A 16,461-nucleotide genomic window follows, 5' to 3' on the forward strand; every position below is an offset into this window, starting at 1 on the left:
ATATGCTGAGTCGGGGTCGGTGGGTATGGATTCAGAGTACGGCGGGGGCTGGGGTGGTTCAATCCGATAATCGACTATGTGTTCGATCATCGAACGGATTGTGTACTGCATCTCAGCAAGGCTGCGCCTTGCATTCGCCGGCAAAGCCGGCTCCCACAAATGCCGATCTTCATTGTGGGAGCCGGCCTTGCCGGCGAAGGGCTGCATGGCAGCCCCATGCAACATCACTCAGGTTGCGTCAGCGTGGCTCACCATCCCCTTGATCACCACCGCCACCGTCGCCAAGCCCGCCGGGATCACCAGCGCGGTCAGCACCTGTTCGAAGTTCCAGCCCAAGCCCAGCAGGGTCGCGCCCATCCAGGCACCGAGGATCGCGCCGAAGCGGCCAATGCCGAGCATCCACGACACACCGGTCGCGCGGCCCTGGGTAGGATAGAAGCGTGCCGCCAGCGAGGGCATGGCCGACTGCGCACCGTTCACGCACATCCCGGCAATCAGTACCAGCGTCGCCAGTACCGTGATGTTGCCCAGGCTCTGCCCTACCGCGTAGGCAAACACGCCGGCCAATAGATAGAAGATGCCGATGACCTTGTGCGGGTTGAAACGGTCCATCGCCCAACCGACACCTACCGCGCTAAGCACCCCGCCAAACTGGAACAAGGCGCCAATGAACGCCGCCTGCTCCATGCTCGCGCCGCTGTCGCGCATCAGCGTCGGCAGCCAGCTGGTCAGCAGGTAGACAATCACCAGGCCCATGAAATAAGTCAGCCAGAGCAACAGGGTGCCCACGCTGTAGGTGCCGGAGAAGATCACCGCAAACACGTTGCGCGCCTTGACCGTGTTCTGTTCCGGAACGCTGAAGCTCGACGCCTGGGCCACCGTGGCCGGGTCAATCGGTGCCAGGGTTCGACGGACCTTTTCCGTACCGCGATTGCGCACCACCAGGTAGCGCGCCGACTCCGGCAGCCAAACCACCAATACCACCGCCAACAGCAGCGGCAAGACGCCGCCGATCAACAGCAGGCTGTGCCAGCCAAATGCCGGAATCAGCTTGGCGGAAATGAAACCGCCACCGGCCATGCCCAGGTTGAAGCCGCAGAACATGCTGGTTACCAGCAACGACTTGTGCCGCTCCGGGGTGTACTCCGACAGCAGCGTGGTCGCATTGGGCATCCCCGCGCCCAGGCCCAGCCCGGTCAGGAAGCGCAACACCAGCAACTCCTCGACATTGGTGGCGTAGGCCGAAGCCAGGCTGAAGGCACCAAACAGCACCACCGCCCCCACCAACACCAGCTTGCGACCGAAGCGGTCAGCCAGCGGGCCAGAGCCCAGCGCACCAAACACCATGCCGATCAACGCGGCGCTCATCACCGGGCCGAGGCTGGCGCGGTCAATCCCCCAGTCCTGGGACAACGCCGGGGCGATAAAGCCCATGGCGGCCGTGTCCAGGCCATCGAGGAAGACGATCAGGAAACACAGGATCACCACGCGCCATTGGTAGCGCGACAACGGCTGGGTATTAATGAAGGACTGCACATCCAGGCAGTTTCCGACAGCAGCTTGAGGACTATTCATTATTTTTATCCAGAAGAAGCGCGCGAGTGTGCGGGTGCGCGCATGTACGGCACAGACAGTCAGGGAGTTTATTCAGGGACGGATCAGTGGCCGCGCTGTCGACAGGCGAATAGTTGCAGGCGGTACAAGGACGGGGTGCGGGTCATGGGGCTGTGCCTCTCGCTCATTATTATTGGCGGTCAAAGCAAGCCGACCGGTGCGAAGGACATTAATAAGCTGGCGGGTACGGCGCAATTCGATAAACGCAACTCTGTGCGTTTATCGAACGGGAACTTGTAAAGCACTCAAGCGAATAGCTGGGTGCTCAGGTCACGGCTGGCGGCCAGCATGATCGGCAGGAACTTCTGTTCCAGCTCGCTGCGACCGACCCGCCCAGCGTGGGTGCTGACGTTCAGCGCGGCGAGTACCTGGCCGGAAGCATCGTAGACCGGCACGGCAATCGAACGCAGGCCCTGCTCCAGTTCCTGGTCGACCACGCACCAGCCCTGTTCGCGCACTTGCTGGAGGATTTCCAGCAAGGCCTTCGGGTCGTGCACGGTACGGCTGGTCTTGGCTTGCAGGTCGGCGTGCTCAAGGTACTCGTGCAATGTGGCGTCATCCAACGCCGCCAGCAGGATGCGGCCCATCGAGGTGCAATAGGCCGGCAAGCGCCCACCGACCGACAGGTCGACCGAGATCAGCCGCTGCACCGTGGCGGAACGGGCGATATAGAGAATGTCGTCGCCCTCCAGCGTGGCCATGTTGCAGGCCTCGTGCAACTGGTCGCTCATACGGTCCAGATAGGGCTGGGCCGACACCGCCAGCGGCGTCGAGGACAAATAGGCATGGCCCAGGGTCAGCACCTTGGGCAGCAGCGAATAGGTGCGCCCATCGGTGGTGGCGTAACCCAGCTTGATCAGGGTGTGCAGGCAACGGCGCACCGCAGCACGGGGGATTTCCGTGCGGTGACTGATTTGCGCAATGGTCAGGTGCCGCTTGCGCTCCTGGAACGCCTGCACCACGGCAAGGCCCCTGGCCAGCGACGTCATGAAATCCGGATCGCCGGTAAAGGCCTGGATGCGCTTGGCCGGCGAGGCCACGATAGGGGGGGCCAGCGACGCAAACGAACTGCGTACGTTGTCGTTCAATCCTGCGCCCTTTGGGGTTGTTTCTTCACTCATGACTCACCTCGGCAACACACGCTAGGGGCGATTATCGAACCAACGACCGATAATCGCAATTGACCGACACACTCATTTGCTTATACCTTTCCACTGCCACCATGTGGCTTCTTGGAGAGACTGGTCAGGTACCCACCGTAGAAGTCCCAGGCACGGCCTCGCCACCCAGCGAGGCCGTTTTTTATTTTCCCGGCAAACAAACGCTTCGCGTCGTTTCATTTAAATGAAACAAAGACCTTGTTGTTATTGTCGGTATTACAGTGAACACACAGGATTCCGTCAGCTGAAGTGCTTGCTATACTCAGCACTTGGCAACCGCATTAATAAGCTGTTGGCGGAACCCCGTTCCACCCATGCCCTCCTCTGCCCGCCTTGCGCAAGGCGCACGCGGCATGAGCGCATGAACAACCATGACTGTTGCTGCGACAGCCGTTAATACCTGGCAACGTAGCCGTGTGCGCAAGTTGCAACTTGCACCCGCTGTGCACACGTCATTGCCAGTGTGACAACTACAACCATCAGGTAACACTGTGACGAAAGATGAACTGCGCGCGGAACTCGAGCGCCAGGAACAACGTTACAAGGACGTTTACGGCGGTGAAGTCACCACTTACGCCGCCCAGCCAGATCCAGAGCGCAAGCCTTGGCGCAAACGCGCCAGCATCCTTGATCAGGCTTTCGCTCAGGAACTGCAGAAGATCGAAAAGGAACTCAAGGCCGACGAGCCCTGAACTGCGCCACGTCGAGCGTTCTGCCAGGCAAGAGGGGCCCTTGAAACGAGGCCCCACGCTCGCGATTGGCCCTGAAGTCATCAAACTGTAATGGATTCTCACAAATTTCATACAGTCGCTTGAGCGCTCCACTTCAAGCTCAAAAAGGGAAATTTCCTATCTAAATCCAAGATTTAGCGAGTTTTCACGGAATTTTCCCAGCAGGTTGGCAGCGCTTTGCCAGACCTCACGGCCGTCGGGCAATCTCAGCCAATCGCCACCTGGTGCATCGATTACCGGGGATTTCTGGCATAATCGCGCCCCCTTATGACCGGGTCAGAAAACCTTCATGATCGATTTATTCAGCGGACTTGATGCTTGGGTACTCGTGAGCCTGCTGCTCGCGTTGACCTTCGTACTCGCCTTCGAGTTCATCAATGGCTTTCATGACACTGCTAACGCAGTAGCGACTGTCATCTATACCAAAGCCATGCCACCGCACCTCGCTGTGTTCTTCTCGGGTGTGTTCAACTTCCTCGGCGTGCTGCTCGGCGGTGTCGGCGTGGCCTATGCCATCGTTCACCTGTTGCCGGTAGAAATGCTGATCAATGTGAACACCGGGCACGGCCTGGCCATGGTCTTCTCGTTATTGGCTGCGGCCATTACCTGGAACCTGGGCACCTGGTACTTCGGTATTCCGGCCTCCAGCTCGCACACCCTGATCGGTTCGATCCTCGGTGTCGGCCTGGCCAATGCCCTGCTCAACGACATCCCTCTGGGAGATGGCGTGAACTGGGGCAAGGCAATGGACATCGGCATGTCGCTGGTGGCCTCGCCCCTGGCCGGCTTCGCCGTGGCCGCGCTGGTGTTGCTGGGCCTGAAATGGTGGCGCCCGCTGTCGAAGATGCACAAGACGCCGGAACAGCGTCGCAAGCTCGACGACAAGAAGCACCCGCCGTTCTGGAACCGTCTGGTGCTGATCATGTCGGCGATGGGCGTGAGCTTCGTGCACGGCTCCAACGACGGTCAGAAAGGTATCGGCCTGATCATGCTGGTACTGATCGGTATCGTCCCGGCACAGTTCGTACTGGACCTGAACAGCACCACGTACCAGATCGAGCGTACCCGTGACGCGACCCTGCACCTGAGCCAGTTCTACCAGCGCAACGAAGCCACCCTGGGTGATTTCCTGGCCCTGGGCAAGGCGAAGGAAGGCGACCTGCCGGAGCAGTTCCGCTGCAACCCGCAGCAGACCGAGCCGACCATCACCGCCTTGCTGCACTCGCTCAAGGGCGTGACCGACTATCGCGCGCTGTCGCCTGAGACCCGCGTTGAAGTCCGTCGCTACCTGCTCTGCCTGGACGACACGGCGAAGAAGGTTGGCAAGCTGCCAGGCCTGCAAGCACGTGAAAAGGCTGACCTGGAAAAACTGCGCAAAGACCTGACCGCGACCACCGAATACGCACCGTTCTGGGTGATCCTGGCCGTAGCACTGGCCCTGGGCCTGGGCACCATGGTGGGTTGGAAGCGTGTGGTACTGACCATTGGCGAGAAGATCGGCAAGCAGGGCATGACCTATGCCCAGGGCATGTCGGCGCAGATCACTGCGGCGTGTGCCATCGGCCTGGCGAACGTCTTCAGCCTGCCGGTTTCGACCACTCATGTGCTGTCGTCCGGCGTTGCCGGCACCATGGTGGCGAACAAGAGCGGCCTGCAAGGCGGCACCGTCAAGACCATCCTGCTGGCCTGGGCACTGACCCTGCCGGCCTCGATGGGCCTGGCTGCCGGCTTGTTCTGGTTGGCTTCGAAAGCGATCGGCTGAAGTTGAGCTGATTGAAAAAGGCGCCTTCGGGCGCCTTTTTCATTTGGGGATTGAGTTGACCCTATCGCCGGCAAGGCCGGCTCCCACAAGGATCAGTGACACTGCAATCACTGCAATCACTGCAATCACTGTGGGAGCCGGCCTTGCCGGCGATGAGGCCAACCCTACTTGCGCTTGCTACCCAGCAACGAGCCCATCAACCCACGTACCAACTGCCGCCCGAACTGGTTGGCCGCCTGCCGCACCGCCGACTTGATCGCCTGCCCTGCCGCGCTTTGCAGGAACTCCCCGGCCTTGTCGGCCAGGCTCTCCTCTGCTGGCGCCTGCGCCTGCGGCGTCACCGGCGCCCCGCCCTTGCGGGCCATCAGGATCTCGTACGCCGACTCCCGATCAATCGGCTTGTCATAACGCCCGACCAGCGGCGATGCGGCAATCAACGCCGCCCGCTCGGCCTCGCTCAGCGGCCCGATGCGCGACTGTGGCGGGGCGATCAGCACGCGCTGGACCATCGCCGGGGTGCCTTTATCCTGCAAGGTGCCGACCAGCGCCTCACCAATTCCCAGGTCCGTCAGGACGCTCAAGGTGTCAAACGCCGGGTTCGAACGGAACCCGTCAGCCACCGCCCGCAGCGACTTCTGCTCCTTGGCGGTAAACGCCCGCAACCCATGCTGGATGCGCAGCCCCAACTGGGCCAGGACGTCATCCGGCAGGTCGCTCGGCGATTGCGTGACGAAATACACCCCCACCCCTTTCGAGCGGATCAGCCGCACCACCTGTTCCAGGCGGTCCTGCAAGGCCTTGGGCGTGCCATTGAACAACAGGTGCGCTTCGTCGAAGAACAACGCCAACACCGGTTTGTCCGCATCCCCGCGCTCCGGCAACTGCTCGAACAATTCGGCCAACAGCCACAGCAGGAAGGTCGCATAGACCTTCGGCGCCTCATGCACCAGGCGGCTGGCGTCGAGCAGGTGGATGCGCCCGCGCCCGTCCGCTGCCGGTTGCAGGATGTCTTGCAGTTGCAGGGCCGGCTCGCCAAACAGGGCTTCGGCGCCTTGCTGCTCCAGCGTGGCCAGGCGTCGCAACAAGGCCTGGCTGGAACCGCTGGTCATCAACGCGCTGTCTTCGCCGAGCACCTCGGGGTTGTCCTTGAGGTGGCCGAGCAGCGCCTTGAGGTCCTTGATGTCCAGCAACAACAAGCCTTCGCGGTCCGCTACCTTGAAAGCGGCATACAGCGCGGCCTGCTGGCTGTCGTTCAATTCGAGCAGGTTGCCCAGCAGCAATGGCCCCATTTCACTCAAGGTGGTACGCAGTGGATGACCCGACTGACCATGGATATCCCACAAGGTCACCGGGTAGGCCTGCGCGCGATAGCCCAGCCAGGGCATCCCGGCAATCCGTTCAGCCACCTTGCCCTGCAGGTTGCCCACTGCGCCCAGCCCGCAGAGGTCACCCTTGACGTCGGCGGCGAACACCGCCACGCCGGCATCACTGAATACCTCGGCCAGATGTTGCAGGGTGACCGTCTTGCCGGTACCGGTCGCACCGGCCACCAACCCATGCCGATTGGCCAGGCGCATGGCCTGCGCGACCGGCTGTCCGGTGAGGTCTGCGCCAAGCACGAATTGCGATGAATCAGACATGTTTTGTCACCCTATGTTTAAGCTTTGGCTCGAAACGGCCGATAGCGATTAGTGATAGATCACCAGAAAGACAGGAAAAGCCCGATAAGGACATGGGAAATGCACTGCTTTCAAGCTGCTCTTTGTGCGAACGACCCGGACAACAAAACCTTAGCGGACCTCACACGCCATGAACAAAAGCCTCCGTTTCAGCCACAAGATTCTGCTGGCCGCCTCACTGATCGTGATGGTCGCTTTCAGCTTGTTCACCTTTTACAACGATTACTTGCAGCGTAATGCGATTCGCGAAGATCTGGAAAGTTATCTCGCGGAAATGGGTGAAAGCACTTCGACCAACATCAAGAACCTGTTTGATGGGCGCATCCTACTGGTCAACAACGTTGCCCAGAACATCGCCAGCCTGCCGGATAGCGCCGGTACCCTGCTCGGCCAACAGGCATTGGTATCGAGTTTCCTGACGGTCTACCTGGGTGACGTCAATGGCGGCTTCACCATTCGCCCGCAAACCAAGATGCCTGACGGCTATGACCCGCGTGTCCGGCCTTGGTACAAGGACGGCTTGGCCGCCAACGGGCCGATCCTCACCGAACCCTATATTGATGCCAGCACCGGCAAGATGGTGATCTCGGTGGTGGCTACGGCTGCGCGCAATATCGGTGTAGTCGGTGGCGACCTGGCCCTGGACGGCCTGAGCGACATCGTCAACTCGCTGAGCATCGGCGGCATGGGCTATGCCTTCCTGGTCAACGACCAAGGCAAGATCCTCGTGCATCCAGATAAAAACCTGGTGATGAAGACCCTGGCGGACGTGTTCCCGCAGAACACCCCGCGCCTGACCCAGGACATGACCGAGGTCGAGATCAACGGCCAGACCCGCATCCTCACCTTCACCCCGGTCAAGGGCCTGCCTTCGGCCAACTGGTACATCGGCCTGTCAGTAGACAAAGACAAGGCCTACTCGATGCTCAGCACCTTCCGCGCCTCGGCGGTGGTCGCGACCCTGGTCGCCGTGGTGATCATCATTGCCCTGCTCGGCCTGCTGATCAGCATGCTCCTGCAACCGCTGCACACCATGACCCGGGCCATGCAGGACATCGCCCAGGGTGAAGGTGACCTGACCAAGCGCCTGACCATCCACAACCACGACGAATTCGGCACCCTGGGCAAAGCCTTCAACAGCTTCGTCGAGCGTATCCACACCTCGATCCGTGAAGTGTCCTCAGCCACCGAGCAGGTCAACGAAGTGGCCTTGCGCGTGGTCAGCGCCTCGAACTCCTCGATGGTCAACTCCGACGAGCAGTCCAACCGCACCAACAGCGTGGCCGCCGCGATCAACCAGCTCGGCGCCGCCGCCCAGGAAATCGCCCACAACGCCGCGCAGGCATCGCAACAGGCCAGCTCGGCCAAGCACCTGGCCGAAGATGGCCAGCAGGTGGTGGACCGCAGCATCCAGGCGATGAACCGCCTGTCCGACCTGATCTGCACCTCCAGCGCGCACATCGAGACGCTCAACAGCAAGACCGTGAACATCGGTCAGATTCTTGAAGTGATCACCAGCATCTCCCAGCAAACCAACCTGCTGGCGCTCAACGCTGCCATCGAGGCCGCGCGTGCCGGTGAGGCCGGGCGTGGCTTCGCGGTGGTGGCCGATGAGGTGCGCAACCTGGCCCACCGCACCCAGGAATCGGCGCAGCAAGTTCAGAAGATGATCGAGGAGCTGCAGGTAGGCGCTCGTGAGTCAGTCGATACCATGAGCGAGAGCCAGCGCCACAGCCAGGACAGCGTATCGATCGCCAACCAGGCCGGTGAGCGCCTGGGCAGCGTGACCGAGCGTATCGGCGAGATCGATGGCATGAACCAGTCGGTGGCGACCGCCACCGAGGAACAGACCGCCGTGGTCGACTCGATCAACATGGACATCAACGAGATCAACATGCTCAACCAGGAAGGGGTAGAAAACCTGCAGTCCACCCTGCGCGCCTGCGCCGACCTGGAACAACAGGCCAGCCGCCTGAAACACCTGGTCGGCAGCTTCCGCATCTGACCCGCAGCGGGCCACCAGCGAGGCTCACTCAGCTTCGCTGGCGGCTCGCTGGCGCGGGTGTCTCAACGTCCTGCTCAACCTGCGTCGACGGCGATGTGTTAGCCGGGGTCTCTCCCGCTGCTGTCGCCAGCAGGTCCTGCCAAAGCGCGGCGGCACCGGGGAACTCGGTGCCGTCTTCGCTGTTCAACGCTTCGGGGTCGTAACGGCTCAGGCAACCCTCACCCAACGTCGGCGGTGCGCTAGCGGTAGCCTTGTCGAGTGGGTCTGCCATGGCGTTACCTCCCCTGCCCGGGCGGGCGTATCAGTTGAACACTACAGTCTTGTTGCCGTGCACCAGCACGCGGTCTTCGAGGTGGTAGCGCAGGCCACGGGCCAACACCATCTTCTCGACGTCACGGCCGAAACGCACCATGTCTTCGATGCTGTCGCTGTGGCTGACACGTACCACGTCCTGCTCAATGATCGGGCCGGCATCCAGCTCTTCCGTCACGTAGTGACAGGTCGCGCCAATCAGCTTCACGCCCCGCAGCGATGCCTGGTGATACGGCTTGGCCCCGACGAACGACGGCAGGAAGCTGTGGTGGATGTTGATGACTTGCTGGGCGTATGCCTGGCACAGGTCTGGCGGCAGGATCTGCATGTAGCGCGCCAGTACCACGACGTCAGCCGCATGCTCCTTGACCAGGCGCGAAACTTCGGCGAAGGCCGGTTGCTTGTCTTTCGGGTCGACCGGTACATGGAAGAACGGAATGCCGTGCCACTCGACCATGCTGCGCAGGTCGTTGTGGTTGGAGATCACGCACGGGATATCGCAGTCCAGCTCATCGCTGTGCCAGCGGTGCAGCAGGTCGGCCAGGCAGTGCGACTCGCGACTGGCCATCAGCACTACGCGTTTCTTCTGGTCGGTATCGGTGATCCGCCAGACCATGGAAAACTCTTCGGCGATCGGCGCAAACGCCTCGCGAAACGCCTCGATACCGAATGGCAGGGTATCGGCGCGGATCTCGTGACGCATGAAGAACCAGCCACTCAGGTCATCGGAATGGTGGCTTGCTTCGTTGATCCAGCCGTTATGGGACGCCAGGAAATTACTGACTTTGGCGACGATGCCGACACGGTCGGGGCAAGCAATCACCAGGCGGTAGGTGCGCATGAAAGGGACTCCAGAACTTCGCAAAGGCGCACATTCTAACGATTGCCCGGCAAAACTGCAGTAATGATTGCATGCCGTGCATCCACCTTCACCCAGGGTGCGACAAGGCCTGCAGCGGGGTAAAAAAGCAGTAGCGCAACGAAGTTAATTGTTACCAAAGGTCAGTAGTGTGTAATTTTCTTACGTTTCTAAACACCTGGCTATTAAAAAGCATTGATACAAATACAGTCTTTAATGTTTACTAGACCCAACTGCCTGACTATTATTGCAGCACTGTGCCCTGACTTCCCTTTCCCTAGGAATCGCAAATGTCCCTGATCAACGAATACCGCGCTACCGAAGAAGCCATCAAAGAACTGCAAGCTCGCCTGGCCAACCTGTCGAACGACGACAAGCTGAAGAAAGAGCTGGAGTTCGAAGGCAAACTGCGCACCCTGATGGGCGAATACTCCAAATCGCTGCGCGACATCATTGCCCTGCTGGATCCAGAATCCAAGTCGAGCAAATCGCCACGCGGCGCTGTTAAAACCACCGGCACCAAGCGTGCACGTAAGGTTAAGCAATACAAAAACCCACACAACGGTGAAGTCATCGAAACCAAAGGTGGCAACCACAAGACGCTGAAAGAGTGGAAAGCCAAGTGGGGCGGCGACGTGGTTGAAGGTTGGGCTACCCTGCTCGGCTAATCGCCATGTCAGGTAATTGTGCCGTTGCGGCTTAGTTACCTAGCCATAAAAAAACGCCAGCATGCTGGCGTTTTTTTATGGCCTGTCGATTTACAAGCCCAGGCGCTGACGCAAGCCCTGGGCATGTGCCCGCCACTGCCCGAGCAACGCCTGTTGCGTGCTGTCAGCCTGCGCCCAGGCGCTCTCCAGGGCTTGCTCGAACGCCGCCAGGGTATTCGGCGCACCCATCGCCTCCTCGGTCAGGCGTTGCTGACAGAATTGTTTCCAGCGCTGCGTCTCTTCACCATTCAAGGTGTCAGCAAAGTTACGCGCGCGGTAGCGGAACAATAATTCCGGTAACCGGGCATCGTCGAACATCCACTGCCCACTGGCCAGTTGCTGCGGGTCGACCGTGCGCACTTGCTCGCACAAACGACGGTCGCGGTCACCGATAAAGCCGTCATACAGCTGTTGTTCAGGATCTTCACTTGGGGCAAATTCATCAGCGCTGTAAATGCTCGCCAGTTTGTCCTGCCAGCCTGCTTGCTCACTCACCAATAGATCGGCACGCGCCTGCAACGCCGACATATCCACTGCCAATCGTTCACGGTCTTCAGCCCGCAATACGTTCAATGGCGCCAGCACCGGGCAGCGATTGATGTGAATTAATTTTAATGGCACCGGCAATTGCCCCTCGGCCATTTCCTCGCGCCGGGTGTACAACCGCTGACGTAGAACTTCTGCGTCTTCTGTCAGTAACGGCGTGGCATCAAGGTGCAGATCACAGACTATCAACGCATTGCGATTACGCGGGTGCCAGGCCAATGGCAGCACCACCCCCAGGTAATTACGTGCCGCGGAAAACCGCCCGGAAATATGTACCAGTGGCTGTAGCAGTCGAACTTGATCGAGTACTTTCTGCTTGCTGCGCAATTGGAACAACCAGGCGTACAGCCGTGGTTGCCGGTCGCGAATCAGCCGCGCCAGGGCAATAGTCGCGCGCACATCAGACAGCGCCTCGTGCGCCTGGCCGTGGTCGATGCCGTTGGCCGCCGTCAGCAGTTCGAGCTTCAGGCTGACCTTGCCGTCACGCTGCGGCCACTCGATGCCTTCGGGGCGCAACGCATAAGCGGTGCGTACCGTGTCGATCAGGTCCCAACGGCTGTTGCCGCCCTGCCATTCACGCGCATAGGGGTCGAAGAAGTTGCGATAGAGGCTGTAGCGGGTCACTTCATCATCGAAGCGCAGGGAGTTGTAGCCCGCGCCACAGGTGCCCGGGCGGGCCAGCTCGGCGTGTACCCGGGTCATGAACTCGGCTTCGCCCAGGCCTCGCTCGGCCAACTGCGCGGGGCTGATGCCGGTAATCAGGCAGGCAGCCGGGTGCGGCAGGATATCGTCGCTGGGCTGGCAGTAAAGGTTGACCGGGGCCTCGATCTCGTTGAGTTCAAGGTCGGTGCGAATGCCGGCCACTTGCAGTGGCCGGTCGCTGCGCGGGTTGATCCCGGTGGTTTCGTAGTCGTGCCAGAAAATGGAGCTCACGGCGGCGTCCTGAACAGAAAGTCGCCACGAGTCTACCTTATGCCGATGCGCTCAAAGGCCTGAAGCTGAAATAGTTGCGCAGGGCATGGACCAGTTGCTCGTACTCACGGGGGGCTTGCAGGAGCATGAAACCGGAGTCGTAATGGCCGGGGTTTTCATCTTCGTGGCACCACAGGCAACTGGCCGTCAGGTTGAGCAGATGCACTGCACCCGCACGGCCAGGCACCTTGAGTTGCAACTCGAAATCCGGGCCAACCAGCAGCGGCAAATCGCTGATCAACATCAGGCCGTCTTCAGACACGTTACCCAGGTAGCCGATTGGCTGATCAGTGAAACGGTTGAAGACCTTGAGGAAGTAAGGGAGCAGATGACGCTCTATACGGCGTTCGGTAAACATGGTCTGGGTCACTGTAGGAGACCCTTGAGCAGGGTCGCGCTAGTGCTGCTGGTAATCGTGATGCGATACATCTTACAGATTAGCGCACGCTGACCCTGGCGTCATAAACATGACCCGACACTTTAGTATTAACGCCAGGCGGTAGATGAAACCGGACGGGTGACCGCCGGCTCGCCTTCACGCAGGTGGCCGAGTTTTTCCAGGGTTTGCAGACGCGCGCGGGCGCGGTAGGCGTATTCGTTCTGCGGGTACTGGGCGATGATGTACTGGTAGGTCTGCGCGGCATCGACGAAGAGCTTCTGGCGCTCCAGACACTGGCCGCGCAGCAGCGCGGTTTCCGGCCAGATGAACGGCCGCGCGCGGCTGGTGCGATCGACTTGCGACAGCTCCAGGGTGACGCGTTCGCAGTCGCCGCGGTCGTAGGCGCGGTAGGCGTTGTTCAGGTGGTGGTCCATGGACCAGCGGGTGCAACCGACGACACTGGTCGCCAGTGCGATAACGATCAAGGCTCGCATGGGGGATCTCCTTTAATGAGGAGTGTATCGGCTTTGCGCGCAAAAGCTGAAGCGTGAATCCTGTGGGAGCCGGCGTTGCCGGCGATAGGGGCGACGCAGTGCCAAAGGTAAGGCTGCGCCTTACATCGCCGGCAACGCCGGCTCCCACATCAGCCGTTCAAACGCCCTCCTGCCTGCAACCAAGGTAGTGCAAAGGAACAATGACTACAGCGAATTTCCAGAGTAGCCTTTCGCTGCGTTTCACTACAGGAGTCTGTGCATGACCATCCGCCGTACCAAAATCGTCGCCACCCTTGGCCCCGCCAGCAACTCGCCGGAAGTACTCGAGCAACTGATCCTCGCCGGCCTGGATGTCGCCCGCCTGAACTTCTCCCACGGCACCCCGGACGAGCACAAGGCTCGTGCCCGCCTGATCCGTGAAACCGCCGCCAAGCACGGCCGCCACGTCGCCCTGCTCGGCGACCTGCAAGGTCCGAAGATCCGCATCGCCAAGTTCACCAACAAGCGCATCGAGCTCAAGGTCGGCGACCGCTTCACCTTCTCCACCGCCCACCCGCTGACCGATGGCAACCAGACCATTGTCGGCATCGACTACCCGGACCTGGTCAAGGACTGCGGTGTTGGTGACGAACTGCTGCTCGACGACGGCCGCGTGGTCATGCGCGTCGACACTGCGACCGCTGACTCGCTGCACTGCGAAGTACTGATCGGTGGCCCGCTGTCCGATCACAAAGGCATCAACCGTCGCGGCGGTGGCCTGACCGCCCCGGCCCTGACCGAAAAAGACAAGGCCGACATCAAGCTGGCTGCCGAAATGGAGCTGGACTACCTGGCCGTTTCCTTCCCGCGCGATGCCGCCGACATGGAATACGCCCGTCGCCTGCGCGACGAAGCCGGCGGTACCGCCTGGCTGGTGGCCAAGATCGAGCGCGCTGAAGCAGTTGCCGACGACGAGACCCTCGACGGCCTGATCCGTGCCTCCGACGCAGTCATGGTTGCCCGTGGCGACCTGGGTGTGGAAATCGGCGACGCCGAGCTGGTCGGCATTCAGAAGAAGATCATCCTGCACGCCCGTCGCCACAACAAGGCGGTGATCACTGCGACCCAAATGATGGAGTCGATGATCCAGAACCCGATGCCGACCCGCGCTGAAGTGTCCGACGTGGCCAACGCTGTGCTCGACTACACCGACGCGGTCATGCTCTCGGCGGAAAGTGCTGCCGGTGCCTACCCGCTCGAAGCGGTGCAGGCCATGGCGCGGATCTGCCTGGGCGCGGAAAAGCACCCGACCAGCAAGACCTCCAGCCACCGTATGGGCACCCAGTTCAGCCGTTGCGACGAAAGCATCGCGCTGGCCGCCATGTACACCGCCAACCACTTCCCGGGCGTGAAGGCGATCATTGCCTTGACCGAAAGTGGCTACACCCCGCTGATCATGTCGCGGATCCGTTCGTCGATCCCGATCTTCGCCTTCTCGCCGCACCGCGAGACCCAGGCGCGGGTGGCGATGTTCCGCGGCGTGTACACCGTACCGTTCGACCCGGCGGCGCTGCCACCGGAGAAGGTCAGCCAGGCGGCAGTCGACGAGCTGCTCAAGCGCGGCGTGGTCGAGCAAGGCGACTGGGTCATCCTGACCAAGGGCGACAGCTACCACACCATTGGTGGCACCAACGGCATGAAGATCCTGCACGTCGGTGACCCTCTGGTCTGAGGCTGAAGACCCAAGCCCCGCGACGCAAGTCGCGGGGCTTTTTTGTGCCCGTTAACACAGGCCCGTGCCCCGCGCACCTTACATTTCTACCAGTAGCTCCGCCTGTGCCGCCCATGCAATGGTTGAGTGCATTTCGACACTTTTGCTGACCACGGTGGCTCACATGTCCAACGAACTGCTCGACGAAGAATATGGTCCCGAAGATGATAACGGCATCGTCCGCCCACAAGGCCTTACGACGGTAGCGGCTTCAGTCGCTGTCGGTGCACAACGAATTTGTGTGGGGGATGCGGGCAACAGCTATGCCCTGTTTCGCATCGACGACAACGGTATTGTGGATACGACCTTTGGTATGGCCGCTGGCCTGACAAAAGGGCAATTCAAGGCAGGCTCGACCGCCAATGGTCGGAGCGTGCGGGTGCTGAGTGATGGGAAAATCCTGGTCACAGGCATCCATCATGAAAAATCCAAGCAATACCCGGCACTGGCCCGCTTTGACCACAATGGGCTCCTGGATACGTCATTTGGAACAGCGGGGCATGTGGTACTGCTGCATCTGCCGGAAAAAGCAGGCGACCTCCATGTAGAGGCGTTTGAAGAAGCCCTCCCGCAAGCGTTTTCGGATCGAGCAGCCGCAGCCACCGTGGTGGCCGTGTCGTCAGACAGTACGATCTATCTGCTGTTCAGCTTCGACCAAAGCCTGCAAGCCGTGATCAAGCTCAATGTTGACGGTATGCCTGATGAGCGTTTCGGTAAAAATGGCTACAAAGTCCTGTCGCATGCCAAGGACACTACAACGTCCCTCAGCGGCCTGTCAGTCCAGGGTGAGCACCTTTACCTCTGCGGGTTTGTATTCAGCATTACCGATGACGAGTACATCTGGACCCCGTGCCTGATTCGCCTGGACAGACAAACCGGCAATGAAGATCACGGCTTCGGCAAACAGGGCTATGCCTTCCTGGAAAGCTGTCAGGGCAATTTCAGAGCGCTCGACGTCGATATCGCCAACGACCGTATTTTCTGTGTGGGCAACGATGGCGACTGGGAAGAATTCAACACCCTGACAGCCGTGTTCAACACCAAGGGAGTTGACCAGGACGTTACCGAATACGTGCGCTTTGGCGACGACATCAACAGCGACTGGTCGAGCATCAATCGACTTGCAACGGGAGAACGGGTCGTCGTCGGAAGCTACTACTACGTGGATACATTCATTCAAGGGATAGCCGTCGGCCGCTTCAAATCGGACGGTACGCTGGATGAGAACTTCGCTGATGGTCAGGGGTTGGGGGTGATCAGCCTGGGGAACGAAAATATGACCCAGCCACTGGCAAGCTATAGCGACGCAGACGGCAACACCCTGGTGCATGGGATGGACATCGACGGCCCGAGAACAGGCTTCCTGCTGCGCTGCCTGACTGCCCCATAGGGTTGAGCACACATCGCTACAAAGCATCGCGGGACGAGCCCGCTCCCACAAGGGCCCAGTTGCGGCTCGCCTTTGTGGGAGCGGGCTCGTCCCGCGATGCG

At 60.5% G+C, this 16,461-nt stretch carries 14 protein-coding genes and 1 pseudogene; 7 read left to right on the forward strand and 8 right to left on the reverse strand.

Annotated elements, in window-relative coordinates:
• Window positions 1-228: 228 nt before the first annotated feature.
• A complete protein-coding gene (gene pcaK, locus M5G11_RS05545) occupies window positions 229-1,575 on the reverse strand; it encodes a 4-hydroxybenzoate transporter PcaK (RefSeq protein WP_273910923.1) in 1,347 nt (448 codons plus the stop codon).
• 284 nt (window positions 1,576-1,859) lie between these two features.
• Window positions 1,860-2,735 (reverse strand): pca regulon transcriptional regulator PcaR, encoded by an 876-nt coding sequence (pcaR, locus tag M5G11_RS05550; protein ID WP_273910924.1) that lies wholly within the window; start codon window positions 2,733-2,735, stop codon window positions 1,860-1,862.
• 530 nt (window positions 2,736-3,265) lie between these two features.
• Here pcaR and M5G11_RS05555 point away from each other — a divergent pair.
• Window positions 3,266-3,466 carry a hypothetical protein gene (locus tag M5G11_RS05555; protein WP_273910926.1) on the forward strand — a complete coding sequence of 67 codons (201 nt, stop codon included), beginning with the start codon at window positions 3,266-3,268 and terminating at the stop codon, window positions 3,464-3,466.
• A 328-nt stretch (window positions 3,467-3,794) separates the two neighbouring features.
• A complete protein-coding gene (locus M5G11_RS05560; RefSeq protein WP_273910927.1) occupies window positions 3,795-5,267 on the forward strand; it encodes an inorganic phosphate transporter in 1,473 nt (490 codons plus the stop codon).
• A gap of 164 nt (window positions 5,268-5,431) precedes the next feature.
• Here the strand turns inward: M5G11_RS05560 and M5G11_RS05565 are convergent, their stop codons facing one another.
• Window positions 5,432-6,907, reverse strand: a complete 1,476-nt coding sequence (locus M5G11_RS05565; RefSeq protein ID WP_273910928.1) for a helicase HerA-like domain-containing protein — start codon at window positions 6,905-6,907, stop codon at window positions 5,432-5,434.
• Between the two features lie 226 nt (window positions 6,908-7,133).
• Between M5G11_RS05565 and M5G11_RS27520 the strand changes: the two are divergent.
• Window positions 7,134-8,093, forward strand: a pseudogene (locus M5G11_RS27520) (HAMP domain-containing protein); the annotation flags it as partial.
• A gap of 93 nt (window positions 8,094-8,186) precedes the next feature.
• Window positions 8,187-8,951, forward strand: coding sequence for a methyl-accepting chemotaxis protein (locus M5G11_RS27525; RefSeq protein ID WP_420793812.1), 765 nt, complete (start codon window positions 8,187-8,189; stop codon window positions 8,949-8,951).
• Window positions 8,952-8,979: 28 nt separating this feature from the next.
• Here the strand turns inward: M5G11_RS27525 and M5G11_RS05575 are convergent, their stop codons facing one another.
• Both M5G11_RS05575 and purU read right to left on the reverse strand, forming a co-directional pair.
• On the reverse strand, window positions 8,980-9,222 hold the full coding sequence (locus M5G11_RS05575; protein ID WP_273910930.1) for a hypothetical protein: 243 nt from the start codon (window positions 9,220-9,222) through the stop codon (window positions 8,980-8,982).
• Window positions 9,223-9,252: 30 nt separating this feature from the next.
• Window positions 9,253-10,104 carry a formyltetrahydrofolate deformylase gene (gene purU / locus M5G11_RS05580; protein ID WP_273910931.1) on the reverse strand — a complete coding sequence of 284 codons (852 nt, stop codon included), beginning with the start codon at window positions 10,102-10,104 and terminating at the stop codon, window positions 9,253-9,255.
• Window positions 10,105-10,412: 308 nt separating this feature from the next.
• Between purU and mvaT the strand changes: the two genes are divergently transcribed.
• A complete protein-coding gene (gene mvaT / locus M5G11_RS05585; protein ID WP_273910932.1) occupies window positions 10,413-10,790 on the forward strand; it encodes a histone-like nucleoid-structuring protein MvaT in 378 nt (125 codons plus the stop codon).
• A 90-nt stretch (window positions 10,791-10,880) separates the two neighbouring features.
• Here the strand turns inward: mvaT and sbcB are convergent, their stop codons facing one another.
• The 3 genes from sbcB to M5G11_RS05600 all read right to left on the reverse strand — a co-directional run bounded on the left by sbcB (window position 10,881) and on the right by M5G11_RS05600 (window position 13,220).
• Window positions 10,881-12,308 (reverse strand): exodeoxyribonuclease I, encoded by a 1,428-nt coding sequence (gene sbcB / locus M5G11_RS05590; RefSeq protein WP_273910933.1) that lies wholly within the window; start codon window positions 12,306-12,308, stop codon window positions 10,881-10,883.
• Between the two features lie 37 nt (window positions 12,309-12,345).
• Window positions 12,346-12,705, reverse strand: a complete 360-nt coding sequence (locus tag M5G11_RS05595; protein WP_273910934.1) for a PilZ domain-containing protein — start codon at window positions 12,703-12,705, stop codon at window positions 12,346-12,348.
• 128 nt (window positions 12,706-12,833) lie between these two features.
• Window positions 12,834-13,220 carry a tol-pal system YbgF family protein gene (locus tag M5G11_RS05600; RefSeq protein ID WP_273910936.1) on the reverse strand — a complete coding sequence of 129 codons (387 nt, stop codon included), beginning with the start codon at window positions 13,218-13,220 and terminating at the stop codon, window positions 12,834-12,836.
• Window positions 13,221-13,479: 259 nt separating this feature from the next.
• Between M5G11_RS05600 and pyk the strand changes: the two genes are divergently transcribed.
• Both pyk and M5G11_RS05610 read left to right on the forward strand, forming a co-directional pair.
• Window positions 13,480-14,931, forward strand: coding sequence for a pyruvate kinase (pyk, locus tag M5G11_RS05605; RefSeq protein WP_273910938.1), 1,452 nt, complete (start codon window positions 13,480-13,482; stop codon window positions 14,929-14,931).
• A 163-nt stretch (window positions 14,932-15,094) separates the two neighbouring features.
• A complete protein-coding gene (locus M5G11_RS05610) occupies window positions 15,095-16,360 on the forward strand; it encodes a delta-60 repeat domain-containing protein (RefSeq protein WP_273910940.1) in 1,266 nt (421 codons plus the stop codon).
• The last annotated feature ends 101 nt before the right edge of the window (window positions 16,361-16,461 follow it).

Origin of the sequence: Pseudomonas fontis (genome assembly GCF_028656955.1) — a bacterium.
Taxonomy (GTDB): domain Bacteria; phylum Pseudomonadota; class Gammaproteobacteria; order Pseudomonadales; family Pseudomonadaceae; genus Aquipseudomonas; species Aquipseudomonas fontis.